Here is a 24,482-nt window from a genome sequence, read left to right on the forward strand (position 1 = left end):
GCATGACAACACACCCACACTACGAACATCTGCATAAATAAAAATGTACGGTCAACCTGCCAACTACATGAATGTGTCAATCAGGTGAGAAGCGGGTGCCTCTGCTTGTGATTTATATTCAATTCAATAACTATTCTACACAATACCGGATCATTAGTCAAGAATGACTTCTCCGGATCAACTTTTTCATTTTAACACGATGCCGGGGCGAGCGCAAGGAAAAATGTGAAATTTCGTTCTTTGCCGCCCGCAGATGCTGCCGGACAATAAAAAACCCGGGTCTATGACCCGGGTTTATCCTCCGATGAGCTGAACGAATACCGGAATGACCAGCACTGTCACCACTCCTACGACGACAACCGCGATACTTGCCATTGCCGCTTCTACTTCCCCCATCTCAATACCGACCGCAACACCGAGTGCGTGTCCTGATGTGCCGAGAGCCAGTCCTTTAGAGATTGGGTGCTTTACTTTAAACAGTTTTAAGAATAGAGCACCCAGAGCATAGACGATAACGGCGTTGAAAATAACGGCGAAAGCGGTGATATCGGTGATGCCGCCGATTCCTTTTGACAGCGGAAGGGCAATTGCCGTTGTCGCCGCCTGCGGAAGCATGCTTTTCATAACGGCCGCGTCAAGATGAATGCCTTTTGCGATCAAATAGACAATCGTCACTGAGCAGATAGAGCCGACAATGATAGAAGACATGATCTGCCACCAGTATTTTTTCAGTTTGTCACGCTGTTTGTATAAAGGGATGGCAAAAGCGATCGTCGCGGGCTCCAGGAAGAATTTAATAATGTCTCCTCCGTTTTTATAATCTTCATATGAAAAACCGCCGAGCTTCAGAAAAAGGATTCCAAGCACCATCGCGACAAACAGCGGGGTGAAGAGGAAAAAGCCTCTCGTTTTTTTAAATAAATACGTGCCGATGCCAAAGGCCGCAAGTGAAACGACAATACCGAAATATGGACTCATCCGATTTCCCTCCTAATGCTGCACAAGTTCTTTTTCCTGATTGGAACGGCGCACCGTTTGTTTTTCAGGAGCAGTCTTCTGACGTTTTTGGCTGACAGACAAGATCAGCTGAGAAAAAAGGCCCGTCGCCCCTAACAGAATGATGGTGGCGAGTAAGATGACGAGTGCGATCTGCACGCCGTACTGCTGCATGACGCCAAGTGAATTCATCACGGAGATGCCCGACGGGACAAATAAAAATCCGATCAGTGACGTTAATGATGTTCCCAGCGTTTCTACTTGTTCAAGCTTAATCACTTTCAGGCATAAGAGGACAAATAATAACACCAAACCTACTACGGAAGCGGGTATAGGAATGGGGACAATCGCTGCAATCCCATTAGATATGAGCATAATTACGGCAAAAATAAATGCTTGTGTCAGAAATCCGTACACTTTTTTCGCACTCATTTTCTTCACCTCTTTCTCTTTGTTAGTTCCATTATAAAAGAGAAATCGATTTTTAAAGCGCTTTCATAATAAACGGCTGAATATTCATTCTGAAATGCAAAAAACGGCTGCTGAAATGCAAAAGCCGCCTCATATAATATGAAGCAGCTTTTTTAAGTCCTTGGCGTATGTACGGCTGACGGGAATTTTAGAGCCGTCTTTTAAGATAAGATTGTACGTCGAATTAAACCAAGGATGAATTTCCGTAATATGCTCCGTATTCACGATGAACGCGCGGTGCACTCTCAAGAAACCCGTCTCAGGCAGTTTTTTCTCAATGACCGCCAAAGTTTCATGAACGGAATAAGACGCGGCAAACGTTTTGACGGAAACGTGTCCGTCCTCCATGCCGGCGAAAATAATATCCTTCGTATCTAAAATGACAATAGATTCACCGGCTGATACAGCCAGTTTATGCGCTCCGGCTGCGGACGGCTGCTCTGAGACGGCTCCTGCCCTGTCCTGCTTCACTCTTTTAAACTTTCTGATCGTCTGGCGCACTCTTTCTTCATCAAAAGGCTTCGTTAAATAATCGAGCGCGTCGACTTCAAAGGCTTTTAAAGCAAATTGGTCATACGCCGTCGCAAAAACGACGGCCGGCGGATTTTTCATGTTTTTCAGCCGTTTGGCAATGTCAAATCCGTTTTCTCCTGACAAATCAACGTCCAAAAACAGCAGATCCGGTTTTTGATCCATCATACTGTCAAAAGCGGATTCAATATTTTCAGCTTCGTTTATGTCACTTACTTCATTCGTCCGTTTCAGCAAATAAGCTAATTCATCTCTTGCCAGCATTTCATCATCAACGATTAACACCTTCAGCATGTTCTTCTCCTTTAGTCATCAGTTTCAAAGGCAGCTCAAATGATACGTCCGTACCTTTGCCGGCCTCACTTTCCAATCGCAGGGCTGCTTTGGGGCCGAACAGCCCGATCAGCCGCTGATTTAAATTGTAAAGCGCGGTTCCCGTCCCTTCTTTAGACGGGAGCGGACGGTTTCCGAGCACGGACAGCAATTCCGGATCAATTCCCCGCCCGTTATCTCCAACCCGCATTAAAACCGATTGACCGGCGGATACCACGCTGACATTGACGGCACAGCTGTCCTGCTTTCTTGAAAATGCATGGCGGAGCGCATTTTCGACGAGGATCTGCAGCACAAAAGGAGGAATTTCGATGTCCTCCAAACCGCGTTCGATTTCAAGGCTGATTTTATATTTCCCGGGAAAACGGGCCTGCTCCAATGATAAATATGCCTGCAGATGGTTTAGTTCTTTAGAAAGCGGGATGAGCAGCTGCCTTGCCCCCTGCAGATTGGAACGGAAATAGACGCTGAGCTGCAGGAGAAGCTTTCGTGTTTTTTCCACATCCGTACGGCAAAGAGCAGAAATCGTATTGATCGCATTAAACAGAAAATGCGGATTGACCTGTGCTTGAAGCGCCTTTATTTCTGCGTCTTTCAGCAATTTGCTCTGCAGTTCCGCCTCGCCGAGTTCAAGCTGGGTGGAAAACAGCATGGCGAGTCCTTCTGCAAGCTCTTCTTCAACCCGGCTTAAACCTGACGGGCTTTTAAAGTACATTTTCAGCGTCCCGATCGTTTTGCCGTTTGACGTCAGCGGCAATACAATCGCCGCATGCAGCGGACAAGGATCGTGCGTGCATTCAATTTCTTCCTTTGATGTCGCTTTCATAATATGACCCGTTTTAATGACGCGCTTTGACAATCCGGTGATCAGGCTTTCAGACGGAATATGATGGTCGGCACCCGCGCCGACGTGCGCCAAAATCTTTTCGTTATCCGTAAGCGATACCGCGTCCGTTCCTGTTTGCCTGTGAATGATGGCGGCGACGCTTTTGCATGAGCTTTCATTCAGCCCCTGGCGGAAAAACGGAAGCGTCTGATCGGCAATCATCAGCACCCTATGGGTTTCAAGGGCTCTCGCCCGTTCTTCCTTCCTGATAATCGACTGAATGATCGAAAGAAAAATAAAAGTCCCTGACCCGTTTACCAATATCATCGGGATGCCGATGATGCTCACAAGCGTCCAAGCATCAGAAAACGGCTTGGCCATCAAGAGGATGAGCAGCATTTGCAGTGATTCCATCCCGAGTCCGACAAGCGCGGCCACCCGCGGTGTCGGCATCGCATAGCGTTTTCTGAAATACCGTCCGATCCAGCCGGACAAAATGCCCGCTAAAACGGATGAGACGGCACAGCTGACTGCGGTCGCGCCGCCGAGTGATAGACGATGCAGGCCGGCCAGTATGCCGACGCCGATCCCCACATACGGGCCGCCTAAGAGTCCGCCGATTTCAACGCCCATAATTCTTGTATTGGCAATTGAACCGGACGGATTAATTTGAAACACCCAGTCATTATTCATGATTGTATTCCGCTGAATTTCTATTCCCGTATAGTTGCTGATGATACTGAACAGCGAGAAAATTGAAATCAGCACCGCTTTGCCTTTATAGCTCTCAGGCTGCTGGAGCGCCTGTCTGAACAATCTGGTATGAGCCAGAACAAATCCCAATATGACGATAATTCCGACTCTCTCCAGCATCATGATGATCAAATGCAGCATACTTTTCACCTGTTCTTTCAAATTTTATTTTATCACGTTTTAGAGCCTGAGACAGAATCTGACACAAACCTGCCTGTTTTTTTCAAATCATCTGAAAACAAATCTTTCACAGTCTATATATCTATTGTAGAATAAACGGGAGCCTTGCGGCAGAGAGTTTCAGAATATAACAAAGAGGAGAAGATCATGAAAGCCGTATTTTTTGATTTGGACGATACACTGTTATGGGATGAAAAAAGCGTCAGAACAACATTCAGAGAAACATGTTTACAAGCGGAAAAAAAATATGGCCTTGACCCGCATACATTTGAAGAGGCGGTTCGGAAAGCGGCACGGGAATTGTATATGTCATACGAAACCTATCCTTATACGGTCATGATCGGCATTAATCCGTTTGAAGGATTGTGGGCGAATTTTTCCGAGCCGGTCAGCGAAGGATTTAAACAGCTGAATCGGATTGCGCCGGAATACAGACGAAACGCCTGGACGAACGGCTTAAAAAGCGTCGGTATAGACGATGCGGCTTACGGCGAATATTTGGCGGAATTTTTCGCGGCGGAACGCAGACAGCGTCCGTACGTGTATGATGAAACGTTTGCGGTGCTTGATAAGCTGAAAGGTGTTTATGAATTGCTTCTGCTGACAAACGGCGATCCCAGCCTGCAGAAAGAAAAACTCGCCGGCGTTCCTGAGCTCGCGCCTTATTTTAATGAAATCGTCATCTCAGGCGCTTTCGGAAAAGGGAAACCCGACGCCTCCATATTCGAACATTGCCTCGGCCTCCTGAACCTGAAAAAAGAAGACGCCATTATGGTCGGAGATAACCTCAATACTGATATATTGGGAGCGAAACGGGCAGGTATTACAACAGTCTGGGTAAACCGGACGCAAAAGAAAAATGATACGGACATTGCGCCTGATTACGTGATCAGCGATCTTCACGAGCTGTTTGCGATTATAGAGAAACAAAAAGAAAGATAATTTTATACGCAAAAAAACCCCATTCTGAATGAACGGGGTTTTTTGTATTTCCGATTATTTTTTCGCTTCGGCTACAGCCTTTTTCACAAAATCATCCAATGAGACGGTTTCTGATTTCTGCTCGCCGTATTTCCGGACGTTTACCGCGCCGTTTTCCGCTTCTTGGTCACCGACCACAAGCATGTACGGGATTTTTTGCATTTGCGCTTCACGGATTTTATAGCCGATTTTTTCGTCCCGGCTGTCAAGCTCGACACGCAGGCCTTCACGCTGCAGACGCTCCTGCACTTTTTTCGCATAGTCAAGATGCACGGACGGTGATACAGGAATGACTTGGAACTGCACCGGCGCAAGCCATGTCGGAAGGGCGCCTTTGTGCTCTTCGATTAAGAAAGCAACGAAACGCTCCATCGTTGACACGACGCCGCGGTGAATAACGACAGGACGGTGCTGTTTGCCGTCTTCCCCGACGTAAGTGAGATCAAAGCGTTCCGGAAGAAGGAAGTCAAGCTGTACAGTTGACAATGTCTCTTCTTTGCCGATCGCCGTTTTCACCTGCACGTCAAGCTTAGGGCCGTAAAACGCCGCTTCGCCTTCCGCTTCATAATAGTCATGGCCGATTTCGTCCATTGCCGCCTTCAGCATGGATTGCGCTTTGTTCCACATCTCATCATCATCAAAATATTTTTCCGTGTCTTCAGGATCGCGGTAAGACAGGCGGAATGTGTAATCACTCAGGCCGAAGTCTTCGTATACGTCTTGAATCAAACGGACCGTGCGGATGAATTCTTCTTTAATCTGGTCAGGGCGGACGAAAATGTGCGCGTCATTTAACGTCATGCCGCGTACGCGCTGAAGACCTGAAAGCGCCCCGGACATTTCATATCGATGCATCGTTCCGAGCTCTGCGATGCGGATCGGAAGCTCGCGGTAGCTGTGAATGTCCTGTTTGTAAATCATCATATGGTGAGGACAGTTCATCGGACGGAGCACGAGTGTTTCATTGTCCATTTCCATCGGCGGGAACATGCCCTCCTGATAATGTTCCCAGTGCCCTGATGTTTCGTACAGGTCTTTGCTTCCGAGAACAGGCGTATAGACGTGCTCATAACCGAGGCTCAGCTCTTTATCCACAATGTAGCGCTCGATCACGCGGCGGATGGTTGCGCCTTTCGGCAGCCAGAGCGGCAGGCCTTGTCCGACTTTTTGAGAGTTGGCGAACAATTTTAATTCTTTGCCAAGTTTTCGGTGGTCACGCTCTTTCGCTTCTTCAAGCATCCGCAAATGCTCTTTCAAGTCATCCTTTTTAAAGAAGGCTGTGCCGTAAATGCGCTGAAGCATTTGGTTTTTGCTGTCGCCGCGCCAGTATGCGCCCGCAAGGCTCAGCAGCTTAAATTCTTTAATTTTGCCTGTAGACGGCACGTGCACGCCGCGGCACAGGTCAAAAAATTCGCCCTGCTCATAAATGGAGACCGTTTCGTCTTCTGGGATGGCATCCAGCAGTTCAAGCTTCAGATTATCGCCGATTTCCGCAAACATGGCTTTTGCTTCATCACGGCTCACTTCTTTTCGGATAATCGGCAGATTTTCACCGACGATGCGTTTCATTTCTTTTTCAATCTTCGGAAGGTCATCCGGCGTCAGCGCCTGCTCCATTTCAACGTCATAATAGAACCCGTTTTCAATGACGGGGCCGACACCGAATTTCACATCTTTATAAATGCGCTTAATCGCCTGGGCCAATAAATGCGCCGTGCTGTGCCGCATGATGTTCAAGCCTTCTTCTGTGCCTTCTGTAATGATTTCTACGGCACCGTCCTCTTGAATCGGCGTTCTTAAATCAATTTCCTGTCCGTTCAGTTTTCCGGCTAAAGACTTTTTCTTTAATCCCGGACTGATGGATGCCGCGATATCTTCTGTTGTTGTTCCTTTCGGAAATTCCTTTACCGCTCCGTCCGGAAATGTGATGTTGATCATATCTGACATCTTCGTCACTCCTTTTTTTATGCAAATCAAAAACCCCGCCCCCTATGAAAGGGACGAGGTTAAATAAACGGAATCGTGGTTCCACCCTTTTTTCCGCGCAGCCGATTGTTTCGGCACCTGCGGCTCTAAACTCTGTAACGGGAGTTCCCGTCAGCTATTACTGGCGCTTCTTCCGGCGTTCACAGCTGAAGTTCAAAGGCGGTAAAGACAATGATCCATAGCTGGAAAGCTTTCAGCCTAGGGCTCTCCTCTCTTATAAAGCCGGTATCAATGCTTCATGTCCTTATCAATACGTGTAGCAATCATTAATCTTTTATGTATTATAAAATGTCTGTGAGAAAAATGCAACTCGGTTTTCCGTCTGATTTCGCACAGACAGCCCTGCCGCCTACACAAGGCCGTCCGTGCGGCTATCCTTCCGTCTTCTCGGCTGCAAACGCGCCCAGCGGAAAAAGGCGCACCCTCTCCTGAAACACGTTTTGAATCGTTCTGGACATCATATGCTCCGGTTTGTCCGTATACAGTTCTACCGTCTCAGGCGCAATGGAGATCAGCGGCGCAAGGAGATGGGAATCTATATACATCGGGTGCTCCCGCACAAACCGTCTGTCTATGTATTTTTTCTGTTCCCGTTCTGACAAATAGCGCAGCTCCCACAGCGTAAAAGCCCGGTCATGTATGATGCGGACTTTCTTCATCCGCGGCGGATTGGATGTCACATAATCTCTCAGAGACTGAATAAAGTTTTGATATTCCTGTTCCATCCGGTATTCATCTATCGCGGCCTCCGCGTATTCTCTGAGCCGCTCATAATACCTGCCGAGCCGGAACGTCTGAAACGAACGCACGGAAAAAACACCCGCATCAAGTGAAATCGTCCGGAGCGCATCTGAAATAAACTGTGTGCGCGGCTCTTTCTTCGGCTCGAACGGATGATCATCCAACTCTCCTTCCATAATGCTGTGTGCAAGCTGAAGGATTTGCTGCTGTTCATCCTGATCGGTGAAGCAGTATGCATCCTCAATAAGCGAAAGCATATGCTCGTCTTCTTTGCATTCCAAAAAAAACCTGACAAGTATCGGCTCAATAAAGCGCTGAACGCAAAAAGCCGTTTCAGACCTTGCGATTCCGACTTTTTTTGTGCCTTCACGGACAATAAAATGTCTCCGGTCGTCCGATTGCTGAATGAGATGTAAAAAAGCGGCGGTATCGTGGTCATCTTCAAAGATCACTTCAAGCATATTTGTCCCCCCTTACGGCATCTGTTACAAGTATATGGGGGATGTTTTTAAAATAGACGTAAAGGTTAGCTTTCACCGCCGAACAAATGGCGCACCTTCTTTTTAAATATAACGGGAAGCGATAAAAATGCGATGTAAAGACAGATCACGCCGAGTACGGTCAGCACATTGCCGGACATAAAGCTCGCGCCAAGCACATTCAGGACGATCGTCCCCGGAATGATGCCCGCTGCGGTAGCCAAAAAATACGTCATCGGCCTGACTTTCGATAGGCCCGCGGCATAGCTGATCACATCAAAGTTAACAGGCAGAATGCGCAGGATAAAAATATAAAAGAAGCCATTGGTTTTCATCTGCTTTTGAATAGCTTCCATTTTTCCATGACGGCTTTTCTCATTAAAGGCAAACAGCCACGCCGCAAAAAAAGAGGCGGCGGCAGCGCCCATTGAGCCCGCCAGCGTATACACGGTGCCGAAAAACGGGCCGAACGCCAATCCTCCGGCGACGGAAACGATTGATACGGGAAACAGCACAAAAGGCCTGACGATGGAAATTCCGATAAACACAAGCGGCGCAAAAACACCAAACGATAATACCCACAGCCGGATCTCCTTAGGCGACAGATTCAGATATTTGCGGTTTGCCCACAGCAAAAGGCCCGCTCCCGCCGCAGCCGCAGCCCAAGTGACAGCCTTCTTATTCCTCATCCCCTCAAATCCTTCCCATTGGACGCCGGCATCATGAACGGCGGCGGTTTTCCCCGTCAAGACGGACGGGCGAAGCCAAATATAAAATCCGCTCCATCAGTCTTGCCGCTTTTACTTCTTCCTTTTCTCCCCGCTGTGAATACGTAAAATGATGCTTCAGCTCGTCTGGTGAAAAATTAGACGAGAAGAAAGTGGGAAGCTGCTGGCTCATTCTGTGCTGAAGCACGGTGCCGATGACCTCATCTCTGACCCAGCTTGTCATTGACTCCGCTCCGATGTCATCAAGCATCAGTACGGGCGTCGTTTTCACCATATTCAGTTTCGCCTCCAACGACTGATCCTGGAGCGAGTTTTTCAGCTCTCTGACAAATTCGGGAACATATACGATCATTGATGAATACTCTTTTTCCGCCAGTTCGTTGGCAATGGCGGCTAAAATAAATGTCTTTCCGATTCCGAATTTTCCGTACAGGTACAGCCCTTTGCCTTTTCCCGTTTCATTATAGCTCTTCAGAAAATCCGTCACATGCTGGAAGATGCCGAGTCTGCTCGGATCGGTAATGTCGATCTGCTGAAACGTCGCGCCGAGAAGATCCTGCTGGATATACATGCTCTTCATCAGGGACTTTTGCCTTTTCTGGCGGTCGAGCTTTCTCTTTTCCGGACATTCGTAATATTCAATATCAATGGAACGCCCGTTGATCACAAGCTTCGGATGATAGCCTTCAAGCAGGCTGTTCGTCCGGCTGTCTTTCGAGCAGAAGGCGCACTGTTTGCTTTGCTGAACGAATTCGTACAGTTTATTTAACCCTCTGTCAATCATGCTTTGATTGATTACATCTTTCTGTTCCTTCAAAAAAGCCTGGACGTCTTCGTCGGCCATGACTTGCTGCTGCATTCGTTCCAGGCGTTTTTGAAAGTCAGGTCTTTTCGTCACGCCTTCTAAGGATCGGCTGATCGGTTCCATTCAATATCACCCCGCTTCTCTGTCTCAATAGGCAGAGTATTTTTTCAGTTTTTTCATTTCTTCCATCATTTTTTTCTTCTGTTCCTCAAGATCCTGCGCGGAAAGAGCCGGCTGTTCTTGTTTCTTCCCGGTTTCTTCTTCTTTCATCCAATCAGGACGCTTTTCTTCCCGGACGGTTTTTTTGCCGCGCGCCGCGCCGTTTGTTTTGCCGTCCGCCCAATCAAGATATTGCCTGTGCTCTTCTATTGCGAGCTTCATTGCTTCCCGTACCGTTTTGACTTTCTTTCTGGCCCAGTGGGCGGCGATTTTTTGGATATAGTTTTTGGACAGCTTCATATCCGTTTTCAGCATGACATAATAAATCAGCACATTGGTGACGCCGGGCTCAAGCTTTTGTTCGAACATAATATCGGCGATAATCTGCAAGTCGGCTTTTGACGGCTCGGTCCCGTCCGCAATGTCCTGAAGAAGCTTTCTCGGTGATATGGTCTCAAGCTGTGCGATGAGTTCGCCGTTCAATGAATCGTCCTTTTCCGTCCGGTTTTCTCTCAAGGTGACAGGCTGTGTTTTATCAATCAGTTCCGGAAGATTCCCGCTTCTTTCAATTTGGTACCAGTCGCTGGCCGCTTTCCTCAGCGCTTCGGCCGTTATCGTATCCTGTTCATTAATTGCGGTCATGACGACGTGCTGCATGGAGATAGGATCTATTCCGTATAAATATGAAAGCTTTTTAATGCTCTCCCGCACATCCTGTGTGATAGATTTTCGCGGTATCATCGTTTCTGACAGTCCCGCCATGAAAAGCTCAAAATCAAACACTTCCTCCGTCACCGTATAGGAAGGCGCTTGTCCGACAGACGCCGTCTCATAGTCCTCGGGGAGCTTCATCGCCTCTTCCATATCAGGCGTCATTTTCCATTCACTCGGCTGAAAAGAGGCAAAGGCGTGATTAAACGGACGGGTAATTTCCCTTGCACCCGCGCCGACGGAAGGATGCGTGTAAAATTGTCTCAGCTGCTGGTATTTCGTTTTACCGACTCTGTTATAAAGAAAGACATTCAGCATGCCGTCTTCAAAAAAATCATTCGGTCTGAGCGGGGGAAGCAGCTCGTAAATAAACATCCGCTCTTTTTGCTCGGACTCCCGGATATACACTTTCAGCAGCCCGATTCCTTCAAGCTTTCCCTGTTCATGATGAATCTTTTTTAAATTTGACTGCATCATGCCCATCAGCTGCCTGTGCGTGGATTCCGCTCCCCACAAGCGGTTCTGCTCAAGCTCCCCCCATAAGGTCATATAAAGGGAGAATGCAAAAGAACCGATCAGCGGCTGGTACAGATGTGTCAAAACCTGTCTGTCGACATCCTGAAGAAGCGAACGGCTTTTGACCGTATAAGGATCTACAGGCAATACGTCATTCCAATAGTCAGCCATGATTCTCAAACCTTCCGATATGTTTCTACTCTCATTTTACACCGTTTCTGCGATCTATCAAATGCCAATTTTGCTCATGAGAAAAGAGCCAGACTCATTCTCTTAGCTCTCTCAGCGTTCTTTCTTTATTAAATCTTTCAATTCATCGATAAACACGTTTATATCCTTAAACTGCCGGTAGACGGAGGCAAAGCGGACATAAGACACCTCATCGATTTTCGCCAGACGGTCCATTACCATTTCTCCGACAAGTTCGCTTTTGACTTCAGATACACCTTGGTTTCTCAGCTCTTTTTCAATGTCAAAACACATGTCTTCCAATGTTTTTAAAGGAACGGGCCTTTTTTCACAAGCTTTAATTAACCCGCGCAGCATTTTTTCACGGCTGAATTCTTCCCGGACGCCTTCTTTTTTCACGACGATCAGAGGCATCTCTTCAAACTTCTCAAATGTAGTGAAGCGGTAATGGCAGGCTTCGCATTCCCGCCTTCTGCGGATTGATTTCCCTTCGTCCGCAGGCCGTGAATCAAGTACGCGGGAACCGTTATGCTGGCATGAAGGACATTTCAAATTGGATCAGCTCCCATCTGTTTCGTTGCTGTAATGCGGTTCGCAAGCTTCCGGTAAATGCCCGCCAACGTTTCTAGGATGAGCCTATTTGTTGGGAGAGCCGATAGACCGGCCTTATCTTTTCTATTTTACAAAAAAAATGCTTAAAGAAAAAGCAATGCTGTTTTTTTACATTAGAAAAGGAGCATCAGCTTCAAAGCGCGTAATGGCTTTTTCAGCTTAGCTCCCTTGTGTTTGCGTTTTGAAAATTACAGTACTTTCGCTTGTGCCTGTTTAATCTGTACAGGCCCCATTCCTCTCGGTATTTCAATGTTTTCTCTTGTATCTGCATGTAATGCGTCCGCAATGTAATCCGCAGCCACATTAGGATCCAGGTCTCCACAAGTATAAACATCAATGCTTGCATATCCGTGTTCAGGAAAACTGTGAATCGTTAAATGTGACTCAGAGATAATAACGACTCCGCTTACGCCTTGCGGTGCAAATTTGTGAAATGCGACCTCGCGCACTTCAGCTCCTGATTTCAAAGCAGCATTTACAAACGTTTTTTCAATAAAATCCATGTCATTGAGCTTATCAAAATCGCATCCCCACAGCTCGGAGATGACGTGACGCCCCATTGTTTCCATAATCATGGACCCCCCTTAACAAGAATTAAAAAAGTGAATTTCCGAGAACTGACCCGGCCATTTACCACGGGGGAAAGTTAGTCCGGAGAGGTCCTAACCCTTTAAGTAATTCCGAAGCAGTCACGAGCAAGAAGTTCACGAAAGATAGTATACTGTGTTTAAGTTTATTTTGCAAGGTGTGTTTTTTGCGAATATGCCGTTAAGGGTTTTTTTCTAACAAATGTCCATGATCTTTAGTCTACACAGCTGACGGGTGTTTCATTCGCGCGGCGACATGACGGATAAGATCAACGACCCGGCAGGAATATCCCCATTCATTGTCATACCAGGCGAGCACCTTTACTTTTCGGTCTTCCATCACCATCGTTGTCAGTCCGTCGATGATCGCAGAGTGTGAATTCGTATTATAATCCGAAGAAACGAGCGGCTCATCCGAATAATCAAGAATTCCGTACATCGACGTTTTTGCGGCTCTTTGGAAAGCGGCGTTCACTTGCTCGGCCGACACATCTGTTTTCAGATCGCAGACAAGGTCCACTAATGACACATTCGGAACGGGAACACGCAAAGCAAGACCGTGAAGTTTTCCTTTCAAATGAGGCAGCACGAGCGACAGCGCTTTGGCGGCGCCTGTAGAAGTCGGAATGATGGATTCTCCGCACGCTCTCGCCCTCCGCAGATCTTTATGCGGATTGTCGATATTTTTTTGATCATTCGTGTAAGCGTGAACAGTCGTCATCAGGCCGCTTTCAATCCCGAATTCCTGATCAAGCACTTTGACGACCGGCGCAAGACAGTTTGTCGTGCAGGATGCATTTGAAATAATGACATGTTCATCGGGATTGAACTGCTCTTCATTTACTCCCATGACAATGGTAACGTCTTCATTTTTGCCCGGAGCCGTTAAAATAACTTTTTTCGCCCCTGCTTCAATATGGCTCATTGCTTTTTCTTTTGAATTAAATTTCCCCGTTGCCTCTACGACGATGTCTATTCCGCATTCTTTCCACGGAAGCTCTCTCGGGTCCCGGCGATTGAACAGCATAATATGTTTTCCGTTGACGATCAGGCTGTCGTCGGAGGTCTCAACTTCTTGATCGTATTTGCCGTGAATTGTGTCATACTTTATCAAATGAGCAAGCGTTTCCGGGGGATAGCTTGCATTAATGGCTGTTATTTGAATTTGATCATCTTCCATTGCTTTTCTGAACACCATTCTTCCGATTCTTCCAAACCCGTTGATTGCTACTTTTACCTTCATGCTCAGGTCACCCCTTTTTAATATGCCACTCTAATTTACCTTTATTTATATATAGTATAACACATTAAAAGAAATCCGCCAGTACAACTTGATAAAAATCCACCCTTATACCGATCAATATGTTGTTCAATCGGTTTTTTTGCATATAAAATGATCTTTCTTCCATAAAAAAAAGCAGGATCAGCGTCTCAGGCTGCCTGCTTTTTTCTTATATTTGTCCCGGTTCTTTGAATTTGTCATTTAAAATGCTGTCCTCTAAAACGGAAGACACCTCGCCGTACCGTTTAGCAATATGCATCGCGCCCCAGTCGCACAGCGCGTTTAAAATTCTTTCCAGACTGTGCCCGTATTCACTCAGCTCGTATTCCACTTTCGGCGGCACCTGATTGTACACAAACCGGTTGATGACGCCGTCAGCTTCCAGCTCCCGCAATTGCTGTGTCAGCATCTTCTGGGTGATGTCCGGCATAAGCCGCTTCAATTCGCTTGTCCGTTTTTTCCCGCGCATGAGGTGGCAGAGGATCACACACTTCCATTTTCCGCCGATCACTTCAAGCGCCGCCTCTACGGATATATTGTATTTTTTCTTCAGCAACGGTAATTCCTCCTCATCTATAGGAACTAAAAAGTGCCTATGGCACTTAAAAGTACGTTCTTTTCAATGACACTTCTATCGATCATAATGACATTTGCCGGCTGAAAAGGAATGTACTCTTATACTTATATCGTTTACCCGGCATCATTTCAACCATACATTATCGTTCAAGGAGGAAAACAGATGTCTTCACATCGCCAAAGCTATTTACCAGCGCTGCTGGCATTAGCCGTCAGCGCTTTTGCGATCGGCACAACCGAATTTATCAGTGTCGGGCTGCTGCCGCTTATATCTCAAGATCTGCATATATCTGTCACAACGGCGGGGCTTACCGTTTCCATGTATGCTCTGGGCGTGACATTCGGCGCGCCGGTTTTAACATCTCTCACATCCGGCATGTCACGGAAAACGCTGCTGCTCTGGGTGATGTTAATTTTCATCGCCGGAAATACACTCGCAGCGAGCGCTTCCTCAATCGGCGTCTTACTGGCGGCACGGGTCATTTCGGCTTTTTCCCACGGCATTTTCATGTCAATCGGGGCAACAATCGCCGCCAATATCGTGCCGGAGCATAAAAGAGCAAGCGCGATTTCCATTATGTTTACGGGGCTGACGGTGGCTACGGTGACCGGCGTTCCGTTCGGCACCTATCTCGGCCAGCAATTCGGATGGAGAATCGCCTTTGCCGTCATTGTGGCGGTAGGAATCATCGCATTCCTCACAAACGCGCTTCTCGTTCCGTCACATTTGCGTAAAGGGACGAAAACCGCATTTTCCGAGCAGGTCAAACTCGTCACAAACGGCCGGTTATTGCTTTTATTTATTATTACCGCGTTAGGCTACGGCGGAACGTTTGTCGTGTTTACGTATTTATCTCCGCTTCTTCAGGAGGTAACCGGTTTCCAGAAAGAAACCGTCGCGGCCATCCTGCTCATTTACGGAATTGCGATTGCCATCGGAAACATGATTGGCGGCCGTTTATCAAACCGGAATCCGCTGAAAGCCTTGTTTTATATGTTCATTGTCCAGGCTGCTGTGCTGTTTCTTCTGACTTTTACCGCGCCGTTTAAAACAGCCGGGCTGATCACCATTATTTTCATGGGGCTGTTGGCGTTTATGAATGTGCCGGGGCTTCAGGTATATGTCGTGATGCTGAGTGAACGTTTTGCGCCAAGCGCCGTTGATACAGCATCAGCCTTAAACATCGCGGCATTCAATGCCGGAATCGCGATCGGCTCGTTTGCCGGCGGAATCATTACAGACTCAATCGGAATCATTCATACCGCTTGGATCGGGGCGCTGATGGTGCTCAGCGCGGTCGTATTAACCGGATGGAGCAGGAAGCTTGAAAAGCGGGATCGCACTGCTCTTGAAAGGAGGTGAGTTTTTCTTCAGCGCATTTTGATTGTTTCAACAGACAACTAATAGGAGGAATATATACATGACAACACATTTACAAGCAAAAGCAACATTGCATAACGGAGTAGAGATGCCTTGGTTCGGCATCGGCGTTTTCAAAGTAGAGGAAGGCGCGGAACTCGTCAACGCGGTGAAAACGGCATTGGTGCACGGCTATCGCAGCGTCGATACCGCCGCGATTTACGGAAATGAAGAAGGTGTCGGCGAAGGCATCCGCCAAGGACTGCAAGAAGCGGGATTAAAACGTGAAGACATTTTTGTCACGTCAAAAGTATGGAATGCCGATTTAGGATATGAAGAAACGTTAAAAGCGTTTGACACAAGCTTAGAAAAACTCGGTTTAGATTATTTGGATTTATATTTGATTCATTGGCCTGTCGAAGGAAAGTACATCGATGCGTGGCGGGCGCTCGAAACCCTCTACAGGGATGGACGCATTAAGGCGATCGGGGTCAGCAATTTCCAAATTCACCATCTGAAACATCTCATGAAAGAAACGGAAATCAAGCCGATGATCAACCAGGTGGAGTACCACCCGCGTCTGACACAGAAAGAACTGCTTGCTTTCTGCACTGAACAAGGCATTCAGCTTGAAGCGTGGTCGCCATTGATGCAAGGGCAGCTGCTTGATCATCCCGTCTTACAGGAGATCGCTGAGAAGTACGGCAAATCAGCCGCTCAAGTGATTTTGCGCTGGGATTTGCAAAACGGTGTCATCACCATTCCGAAATCAACTAAAAAACACCGTATTGAAGAGAATGCAAATGTCTTTGATTTCGAACTGTCAGCTGACGATATGAAGCGGATTGATGATCTGAACGAAAACCTCCGTGTCGGTCCGGACCCTGACAATTTTGATTTTTAACCAGAAAAACACCGTTCGGCTTTCCGAACGGTGTTTGTTTATGCCCAGCCGCTCAATACTTCCTCAAGCTGGTGCTTTGTATATTCAAGACTGCCGCTGTTATCAATGACGGCGTCAGCTTTTTTTGTTTTGTCCGCTAAAGGCATTTGCGACGTTATCCGGCTCATCGCTTCTTCTTCTGTAAGGGAATTCCGATCCATCAGCCGTTTGAGCTGAATGTCTGCCGGTACGGTGACGACGAGCACCTTACCGACAAGATAATCAAGCCCGCTTTCATACAAAAGCGGTATATCCAAAACGACGAACTGCTCTTTTCGCGCAACGGCTTCATCCCGCTGTTTCAGCATTTCCGCACGTACCGCCGGATGAACGATCTGATTCAGCTTCAGACGCTTCTGTTCGTCAGTGAAAACGATAGAACCGAGTTTTTTTCTGTCAATATCGCCATTTTCCAGCAGGATGTCTTTTCCGAATGCTTCCACAATTTGTCCGTAAGCCGGCATTCCTTTTTCCACCGCCTGTTTTGCGATGACATCCGCATCAATGACTGTTATTTTTTTGTCGGCCAGCATACGCGCTACCGTGCTTTTGCCGCTTGCGATGCCTCCCGTTAAACCGATGACCAAGCTCAAAAAGCCCACTCCTTCTTACATTTTCCAAATCCCGATGATAATCAGCAGGACTCCCGGCAAAAATGTCATTTTATCTATCCAATTCCATCTTGAGAGCAAATGCCCCGCGTTTATGCCGAGTGAAACAAACAGCGAGCTCATCAGCCCGACAGTCACGCTCATCATAACCGGAGAAAAGCCGAGAATGGCCGCTCCCAGCCCGGCGCCAAACGCGTCAATGGATAAGGCGATACCGAGCAGAAGCGCCTCGACTCCGTTAATGGTTCCGGATTGATCAATATCGGCGCTGGTCGGTTTTTTCAAAATGTGAATCACGATGCCGAGCGATTTCACTTCAAGATTAAGTAACGTTTTTTCATGCAATAAGTAATCCGGCTCTTTAGCCGGTTTGAAAAATTGCCAGATGACCCATGCCCCGATTCCGATTAAGATCAGCCCGCCCAGTTTTTCCGTGACGGATACGGGAAAAATCTTTGTCAGAAAATGGCCGATCAGCATGGATATAAACATCACAGAGGCTGAACAGCAAGCGATCACGGCAATCGCTTTGAACGGGATTTTCATTTTTCTCAAACCATACGTAAACCCGACTGAAAAACTGTCCAAGCTGACAGCAAAAGCCAAAAGCAGCAAAGAAACAATCTCCATATCCGTTTCTCCCTTTCTCTTGATCGGCAATTGTGACATATGCCTATTGGGTGAATCACAATATATATATGGAGAAAGGTCATCAACTGTGTTAGAAAAAAGTCATTCTGCTGCCGCCTGCTTGAACAGCTTCAGTTCATGATTTTTTTTGGCAGCGGGCGCAAAAATGCGTACCCCTTCCGCCGACCACGATTTTAGAAATCATCGTGCCGCACGTTTTGCACGGTTCATCCTTTTTGCCGTATACGTAATGTTTGAGCTGAAACATTCCGATCTCCCCTTGAGAATTGATATAAGACCGGACGGTGCTCCCGCCCGCGTCAATCGCTTCCTGAAGGGTGTCTTTAATTTCTGTATGAAGCGTTTTTATCTGCCCGTCTGACAGACTGTTCGCTTTTGTCTCAGGATGAATACGCGCCCGGAATAAAGCTTCATCGACATAAATATTGCCGAGGCCGACGACCGCTTTTTGGTCGAGCAGGGCTGTTTTCACCGCGCGGTTCGTTTTTGCAAGCCGCTCTTTTAAATAAGCAGCGGTAAATGCTTCATCATCGGGTTCGGGCCCGAGCTGTGAAAGCGGTAATGCATTTTGTTCCTCTCCCGGCGCAAACAAATGCATCGTGCCGAATTTCCGGACATCCCGGTAGCGGAGCTGTGTTCCGTCCGTCATGTGAAACACGACATGCACATGTTTATCGTCAGGCTCATCGGCCTGATGAAGACCGTATTTCCCTTCCATCCGCAGGTGGGACACCATGACATAATGATCCAGATGGAAAAGCAAAAACTTTCCCCTTCTTCCGATGGATCGGATGGTTTCTCCTGCAATCTGCCGCGCAAATTCCTCCGGCTCGGCGGGTTTTTTGATGATATTCGGCCATCTGATATCCGCCGATTCAATCGTTTTCCCCTTCACAAGACCGGTCAGAGTGCGCCGGACCGTTTCAACTTCTGGTAATTCCGGCACAATCATCACTTCCTTTTTCTCTGTTTATTTTGCATCGTACCAAGACGGCCCTGAAGCATAATCCGCCTTCAGCGGCACGTCTAATGTCAAAGCATGCTCCATCACTTCAGGAACCAGCTTCTCTAATATTTCAATTTCTTCCTTAGGCGCTTCAAAAATCAATTCATCGTGCACCTGAAGCAGCAGTCGCGCCTTCAGGTTTTTCTCTTTTAGCTCAGCTGCCATGTCAATCATGGCTTTTTTAATAATATCGGCGGCGCTTCCCTGAATCGGCGTATTCATGGCCGTCCGTTCCGCAAAGCTCCGCAGGTTGAAGTTGCGGCTTGTCAGCTCAGGAATATAGCGGCGGCGCTGCATAAGTGTCGTGACATATCCTTTTTGCTTCGCTTCCTGCACCGATTCTTCCATATATGCCTTGACGCCTGGGAAGCTCTCCAAATAGCGGTCTATAAAAGCGCCCGCTTCTTTCCGGGTGATGCCGAGGTTTTGTGACAGCCCGTAATCACTGATGCCGTAAACAATGCCGAAATTGACGGCCTTTGCCTGGCGGCGCATCGCTTGTGTCACTTCATCTTCACTGACATGAAACACGTCCATGGCGGTTTTTGTGTGAATGTCCATGTCATTCGTAAACGCTTCGATCAGATTTTCATCTTTTGAAATATGCGCAAGCACCCTTAATTCAATTTGTGAATAATCGGCGGCGAAAATAAGCCAGTCCGGTTCGGACGGTACGAAAGCCTGACGGATTTTCCGCCCTTCCTCCAGCCGGATCGGAATATTTTGCAGGTTCGGATCCGTTGAGCTGAGGCGTCCGGTTTGAGTCAACGCCTGATTGAACCGTGTATGCACCTTATGAGAATCCTTGCGCGTGACTTTCAGCAACCCTTCTATATAAGTCGATTGAAGCTTGCCGATTTGTCTGTATTGCAGGATATAAGCGACGATATCATGTTTGTCGGCGAGCTTTTCCAGGACATCAGCTGAAGTGGAATAGCCTGTTTTTGTTTTCTTTACTGGCGGCAGGCCGAGCTTGTCAAACAGAATGACGCCGAGCTGTTTTGGTGAATTGATGTTAAACGGCTCACCGGCGATGTCATGGATTTTTTCTTCATATTCTTTCAGCTTCGCCTTGAGCTCTTCGCCCATTCGCTTCAGTCTTTCAACATCCACTTTGACGCCCATTGATTCCATTTCTCCGAGAATAAGCGCAAGCGGGAGTTCGAGATCTTCATAAAGCTCAAGCTGATTATTTTCTTCCAAAGCGTCAAGCAATTTGTCACGAAGGCTGTTAACGGCAGACGCTTTCCGCGCGAGATGATCGGCAAGCTCTTTTTCAGCCGGAACGGCGCGCTTTGCGCCTTTTCCGTATACCGCTTCATCCTTTGAAACGATATTCAGCCCGTATTCTTTCGCTACACTCGCGACATCGTCGTACGAATTGCCCGGGTTTATAATGTAGGCAGCAAGAAGCGCGTCAAATTCCGTTCCCTTCAGCTCAATTCCCTGCCAGCGCAAAGCGACGACGGAACGTTTGCTGTCGAACACCCATTTTTTCATCGATTCATCTTCAGCCCAAGATTTAAAAGCTTCAGACTGAATGGCGATTTCTTTCGGAATATAATAAAGACCTGTTTCATTCACGATGGAAAAGCCAAGGATCGGTTCTTCGTGATAGTTATCACCGATTTGTTCGACGACCAAAGCGGACGGCGAAACGAGCATATCTTCGGTGATTTCTTCTGCTGTTTCGACATTGATGTCTTCAAAATTTTCTTCCGCCGTTTCCCCGCTTTCTTCACCGAGCCGCTCAAGAAGCGTATTAAAACCGAGGTCTTTAAAAATGGCAACAACTTGTTCACGGTCAAACCCTTTGTAATCTAAATCTTCGGGCTTGACTTCAATCGGCGCATTTGTCATAATCGTCGCCAGCTCTTTGCTCATCAGGGCTTGTTCCTTATATTCTTCAAGCTTTTCTTTTAATTTTTTTCCGCTGACTTCATCAATGGAATCAAGCAGTTTCTCAACCGAATGGAACTGCTTTAAGAGCTTAATCGCGGTTTTTTCTCCGACGCCGGGGACGCCCGGTATATTATCGGATGAATCCCCCATTAATCCCTTCATATCAATGATTTGCAAAGGGGTCAGACCGTACTTTTCTTGCACGTGCTCCGGCGTGTAATCTTCCACGTCGGTAATGCCTTTTCTCGTAATGGCAACGGTCGTTTTCCCGGTTGCAAGCTGGGTTAAGTCCTTGTCCCCCGACACTACCTTTACTTCGAAGCCGTCTTTTTCAGCAGATACGGCAAGGGTGCCGATAATATCGTCCGCTTCATATTCAGGAAGCTCGTAGCGGCTGATGTTATAGGCATCAAGGAGCTCGCGGATGAACGGCATCTGTTCTGAAAGCTCCGGCGGCGTTTTTTGTCTTCCGCCTTTATATTCTTTAAACGTGCTGTGGCGGAAAGTGGTTTTTCCCGCATCAAAAGCCACCAGCATGTGGGTCGGCTTTTCATCTTCCAGCATTTTCATTAAAATCATCGCAAACCCGTATACGGCATTTGTATGAATGCCTTTTTCATTGCTTAAAAGCGGCAATGCAAAAAACGCCCGGTATGCCAGACTGTTTCCGTCGACAAGCACTAATTTTTTTCGTTCCGTCATTCAATATCCTCCTAAGAGCAAAAGCTCGTCATTCCTCTATTTTTTAATCTCACAGCTTCTCTTATTTTAACAAAGTTCAATTTGAAAGGAAAATGAGTGAACCCTGCGAAAACGCAAAAAAGGACGGGAACAAGAAAACACGTTCCCGCCGTCAAAATTGGCTCCTTGGATGAAGGGGTTCTGTTATATCCTAACAAGATAGGTTTAACAGGTCATGAAGAAATTGTTAATCCTTTGTAAAGCTGATCACGCTTCCGGCTGCCGCTTCAGCGTCACGGTAAATACAGTCCCCTGCCCGGGTTCGCTTGTGACCTCGATTTTACCTTCATGGGCTTCTATTAAGTGCTTCACGATGGCGAGGCCGAGCCCGGTTCCTCCCGAGTTGCGGCTTCTGTCTTTATCCACGCGGTAGAATCTCTCAAATATCCGCGGGATCTCTTCCTTCTGAATGCCGATTCCCGTATCGGACACTTTGATATCGACAACGGTTTCTTTCACATGTACCGAAATCCCCACCGTCCCTTTTTCAGGCGTGTAGGTCAGGGCATTGTTCGCCAGATTCAAAAATACCTGCTTCAGCCTGTGCGCGTCACCCGTCACAAAAATCGGCTCTTCCGGGAGATCGAGCTGAAAGCTGATGCCTTTTTCCTCAGCCTTATGCCGCAAAAGCGCTTCAATTTCATGCAGAATTTTTGCGGCGTCAAAGGACTCTACGCGCATCGTAAAGTTTTGCTGCTCCATCTTAGATAAATCCAGTAAATCCTGCACGAGAGATTGGAGCCGCTCACTTTCTTTCAGAATGATAGACAGAAAGTCTGAAAGCGCCTTTTCGTCTTTCATCGCTCCGTCTAACAGTGTTTCCGTAAATCCTTTAATCGAGGTGATCGGTGTTTTCAGTTCATGGGAGACATTGGCGACGAAGTCCTTTCTCATCTGCTCCAATTTTTTAATTTCCGTCATATCGTGAAAGACGAGGACGATGCCCTTCCATTCATCGTCAGGGCCCATGATCGGAACGCCGTCAACTTCAAAGTAGCGCCGCTCAATGTTGATGGGAAGTCTGAGCAGCTGGCATTTTTTCGTCTCCGTCATAAAAATGTCTTCGACAAGCCGAATGATCTCCTCATGTTCAAACGCATCATGGTAAAGGCGCCGAAGCAGACGTTCAGGCTTTGTATGAAACTGCTTCGTGTATGACCGGTTCACGAGATTGATAAAACCTCTCCCGTCTATTAAAATCAAACCGGATCCGATATTTTCAATAACGGTTAACAGACGATCGCGCTGCATATCCTGCGTTCTCGTCATTTCCATTAAATCGACCGCCAGGCTGTTCATCGCACGCCCAAGACGGTCCGACCGCCTTGCGTAGCCGCTGTAGGAGCGGGCGTCGTAATTCCCTTTGGACAGCTCCGTCGCCACCTTTGTCGCGGCGTCGATTGATTTTTTGTAACGGGACGTCATGTTTGTATAAAAGAAAACGATAATGATAAAAGCGGTACAAAGACTTGCTGCCAGCATGCCCCACATTTCTCCGGTAACGCTTGAACCGCCGTTGATCTCCGAGGAAACGAGTACATACCCCGCAATTTTCCCGGCGTCATTTTTTACGGCAGTGCCGCGGATGACTTTGCTTTTCGACTGTACGGCTTCCTCGCTTTTATTGTGAGAAATGAACTCCTTTACGGCTGAATCATCAGCACGACTGCCGGAATGATATACGGCGTCACCCTTCTCGTTGAGCACGGCGACGTTTATACCGAGGGTGCGGCCGGCGTCACGAACTACCGTTTCATTGCTTTTATTGCCGATTCGGCCGGTGTCAAGAAGGCCCGCTATGTATACCGATTCCTTTTTCAGCTGATCCGCCGTTCTTTCTTCAGCGGATGAAGAAATAAGCTGCTGTAAAAAAAGGCCGAGAACACTGAAAACCAATATGATACATACAACGAGTAAAGCGAACAGACGCACACGGACTTTATTCATTCATTTTTGGCTCCTCCAGTTTATACCCCAAACCTCTGATTGTTTTAATATAGATGGGTTTTTTGGTATTTGATTCGATTTTGTCGCGCAGATGACTGATATGAACGTCAACAATCCGGGTATCCCCGGCAAAATCATAGTTCCAGACCGCGCTCAGCAGAAGATCTCTCGTCAGCACTCTTCCCTTATGTTTTCCTAAATACAGAAGCAGTTCAAATTCTTTAGGCGTCAATTCCAGCTGTTCTGACTTGAAGTACGCTTCGTAATGCTCCGGAAGAATTTTCAGCTCGCCGATGAGAATCTGCCCGTCCTTTTCCTCTTCTCTGCCTTGTGACAGCGAAGAAATGTCAGCCCTTCTTAAAATGGCTTTCACCCGCGCAGTGACTTCCCGCGGACTGAACGGCTTTGTCATGTAATCATCCGCTCCGAGCTCCAGTCCCAGCACCTTATCAAACTCCTCATCTTTTGCTGTCAGCATCAAGATCGGAACCATCATTTTCTGCTGTCTGAGCTGTTTACAGACGTCGATTCCGTCCACTTTCGGCAGCATGACATCCAGTACGATTAAATCCGGATTTTCGTTCTCTGCCTGCTCCAGAGCCTCTTCGCCGTCTGATGCGGTAATGACATCATAGCCGGACCGTTCCAGATTATACTGTAAAAGAGTAACGATAGATTGTTCATCATCTACAACTAAAATTTTTTTGTTCATGCTGCGCCCTCCGCTGTCTATTTTCCCCGACATCCAATTTTCTCTATTTTATGTGCTGCATATCACTTTATGATTTCATTTTATCCAATACTGCCCGTTCAGACAATTCGCCTTTTTGATCATTTTCAGAGAAAGGATCGCTCAGGGAAAAAGAAAACGCTTTCATT

General features: G+C 47.2%; 22 protein-coding genes and 1 other annotated feature (1 of these 23 cut by a window edge). Of the genes, 3 read left to right on the forward strand and 19 right to left on the reverse strand.

Going from position 1 to position 24,482, the window contains the following annotated elements; translation table 11 throughout:
* Positions 1-113, reverse strand: a sequence feature (ribosomal protein L20 leader region); it reaches 18 nt to the left of the window's first position.
* 181 nt (positions 114-294) lie between these two features.
* The 4 genes from lrgB to MY7_RS11930 form a co-directional block, all read right to left on the reverse strand.
* Positions 295-978, reverse strand: coding sequence for an antiholin-like protein LrgB (gene lrgB / locus MY7_RS11915; protein WP_007613020.1), 684 nt, complete (start codon positions 976-978; stop codon positions 295-297).
* Between the two features lie 12 nt (positions 979-990).
* A complete protein-coding gene (gene lrgA, locus MY7_RS11920) occupies positions 991-1,428 on the reverse strand; it encodes an antiholin-like murein hydrolase modulator LrgA (protein WP_007613022.1) in 438 nt (145 codons plus the stop codon).
* A 129-nt stretch (positions 1,429-1,557) separates the two neighbouring features.
* Positions 1,558-2,292, reverse strand: a complete 735-nt coding sequence (locus MY7_RS11925; RefSeq protein WP_007613024.1) for a LytR/AlgR family response regulator transcription factor — start codon at positions 2,290-2,292, stop codon at positions 1,558-1,560.
* The gene (locus MY7_RS11930; protein WP_007408090.1) at positions 2,270-4,051 is read right to left on the reverse strand and encodes a sensor histidine kinase; all 1,782 of its coding nucleotides are present in this window, start codon (positions 4,049-4,051) and stop codon (positions 2,270-2,272) included. Before MY7_RS11930 ends, MY7_RS11925 begins: the two co-directional genes overlap by 23 nt.
* Before the next feature lie 186 nt (positions 4,052-4,237).
* Between MY7_RS11930 and MY7_RS11935 the strand changes: the two genes are divergently transcribed.
* Entirely contained in the window at positions 4,238-5,032 is a 795-nt protein-coding gene (locus MY7_RS11935) for an HAD family hydrolase (protein ID WP_014418604.1), read from the forward strand.
* Between the two features lie 54 nt (positions 5,033-5,086).
* On the opposite strand, the gene thrS is transcribed toward MY7_RS11935, so the two are convergent.
* The 9 genes from thrS to MY7_RS11980 all read right to left on the reverse strand — a co-directional run bounded on the left by thrS (position 5,087) and on the right by MY7_RS11980 (position 14,422).
* The gene (gene thrS / locus MY7_RS11940; RefSeq protein ID WP_007613029.1) at positions 5,087-7,018 is read right to left on the reverse strand and encodes a threonine--tRNA ligase; all 1,932 of its coding nucleotides are present in this window, start codon (positions 7,016-7,018) and stop codon (positions 5,087-5,089) included.
* Between the two features lie 410 nt (positions 7,019-7,428).
* A complete protein-coding gene (gene ytxC, locus MY7_RS11945) occupies positions 7,429-8,259 on the reverse strand; it encodes a putative sporulation protein YtxC (protein WP_007613032.1) in 831 nt (276 codons plus the stop codon).
* A 65-nt stretch (positions 8,260-8,324) separates the two neighbouring features.
* Positions 8,325-8,966, reverse strand: a complete 642-nt coding sequence (locus MY7_RS11950) for a TVP38/TMEM64 family protein (protein ID WP_029326038.1) — start codon at positions 8,964-8,966, stop codon at positions 8,325-8,327.
* Between the two features lie 31 nt (positions 8,967-8,997).
* The gene (gene dnaI, locus MY7_RS11955; RefSeq protein WP_007408085.1) at positions 8,998-9,933 is read right to left on the reverse strand and encodes a primosomal protein DnaI; all 936 of its coding nucleotides are present in this window, start codon (positions 9,931-9,933) and stop codon (positions 8,998-9,000) included.
* A gap of 24 nt (positions 9,934-9,957) precedes the next feature.
* On the reverse strand, positions 9,958-11,367 hold the full coding sequence (locus MY7_RS11960) for a replication initiation and membrane attachment family protein (protein ID WP_007613035.1): 1,410 nt from the start codon (positions 11,365-11,367) through the stop codon (positions 9,958-9,960).
* Between the two features lie 111 nt (positions 11,368-11,478).
* Entirely contained in the window at positions 11,479-11,937 is a 459-nt protein-coding gene (gene nrdR / locus MY7_RS11965; RefSeq protein ID WP_003152473.1) for a transcriptional regulator NrdR, read from the reverse strand.
* Between the two features lie 248 nt (positions 11,938-12,185).
* A complete protein-coding gene (speD, locus tag MY7_RS11970; RefSeq protein ID WP_003152471.1) occupies positions 12,186-12,566 on the reverse strand; it encodes an adenosylmethionine decarboxylase in 381 nt (126 codons plus the stop codon).
* A gap of 238 nt (positions 12,567-12,804) precedes the next feature.
* On the reverse strand, positions 12,805-13,827 hold the full coding sequence (locus MY7_RS11975) for a glyceraldehyde-3-phosphate dehydrogenase (protein WP_007408083.1): 1,023 nt from the start codon (positions 13,825-13,827) through the stop codon (positions 12,805-12,807).
* A 208-nt stretch (positions 13,828-14,035) separates the two neighbouring features.
* On the reverse strand, positions 14,036-14,422 hold the full coding sequence (locus tag MY7_RS11980; RefSeq protein WP_007613040.1) for a winged helix-turn-helix transcriptional regulator: 387 nt from the start codon (positions 14,420-14,422) through the stop codon (positions 14,036-14,038).
* 183 nt (positions 14,423-14,605) lie between these two features.
* Here MY7_RS11980 and MY7_RS11985 point away from each other — a divergent pair, with 183 nt between their 5' ends.
* Together MY7_RS11985 and MY7_RS11990 are read left to right on the forward strand one after the other, a co-directional pair.
* Complete coding sequence (locus tag MY7_RS11985) at positions 14,606-15,805, forward strand: MFS transporter (RefSeq protein WP_029326037.1); 1,200 nt, start codon at positions 14,606-14,608, stop codon at positions 15,803-15,805.
* A gap of 58 nt (positions 15,806-15,863) precedes the next feature.
* A complete protein-coding gene (locus MY7_RS11990) occupies positions 15,864-16,706 on the forward strand; it encodes an aldo/keto reductase (RefSeq protein ID WP_003152464.1) in 843 nt (280 codons plus the stop codon).
* 38 nt (positions 16,707-16,744) lie between these two features.
* Here the strand turns inward: MY7_RS11990 and coaE are convergent, their stop codons facing one another.
* From coaE to MY7_RS12020, 6 genes are all read right to left on the reverse strand, one after another.
* Entirely contained in the window at positions 16,745-17,338 is a 594-nt protein-coding gene (coaE, locus tag MY7_RS11995) for a dephospho-CoA kinase (RefSeq protein WP_029326036.1), read from the reverse strand.
* Positions 17,339-17,353: 15 nt separating this feature from the next.
* A complete protein-coding gene (gene ytaF / locus MY7_RS12000; RefSeq protein WP_003152461.1) occupies positions 17,354-17,986 on the reverse strand; it encodes a sporulation membrane protein YtaF in 633 nt (210 codons plus the stop codon).
* 136 nt (positions 17,987-18,122) lie between these two features.
* Entirely contained in the window at positions 18,123-18,953 is an 831-nt protein-coding gene (gene mutM / locus MY7_RS12005) for a DNA-formamidopyrimidine glycosylase (protein ID WP_025285093.1), read from the reverse strand.
* Between the two features lie 24 nt (positions 18,954-18,977).
* Complete coding sequence (gene polA, locus MY7_RS12010; protein ID WP_007613049.1) at positions 18,978-21,617, reverse strand: DNA polymerase I; 2,640 nt, start codon at positions 21,615-21,617, stop codon at positions 18,978-18,980.
* Between the two features lie 246 nt (positions 21,618-21,863).
* Positions 21,864-23,603, reverse strand: coding sequence for a two-component system histidine kinase PnpS (gene pnpS / locus MY7_RS12015; protein WP_007613053.1), 1,740 nt, complete (start codon positions 23,601-23,603; stop codon positions 21,864-21,866).
* Complete coding sequence (locus MY7_RS12020) at positions 23,596-24,315, reverse strand: response regulator transcription factor (protein WP_014418615.1); 720 nt, start codon at positions 24,313-24,315, stop codon at positions 23,596-23,598. The genes pnpS and MY7_RS12020 overlap by 8 nt, the downstream gene beginning before the upstream one ends.
* Positions 24,316-24,482: the final 167 nt, after the last annotated feature.

The sequence above is a fragment of the Bacillus sp. 5B6 genome, from assembly GCF_000259405.1.
GTDB classification, from domain to species: domain Bacteria; phylum Bacillota; class Bacilli; order Bacillales; family Bacillaceae; genus Bacillus; species Bacillus velezensis.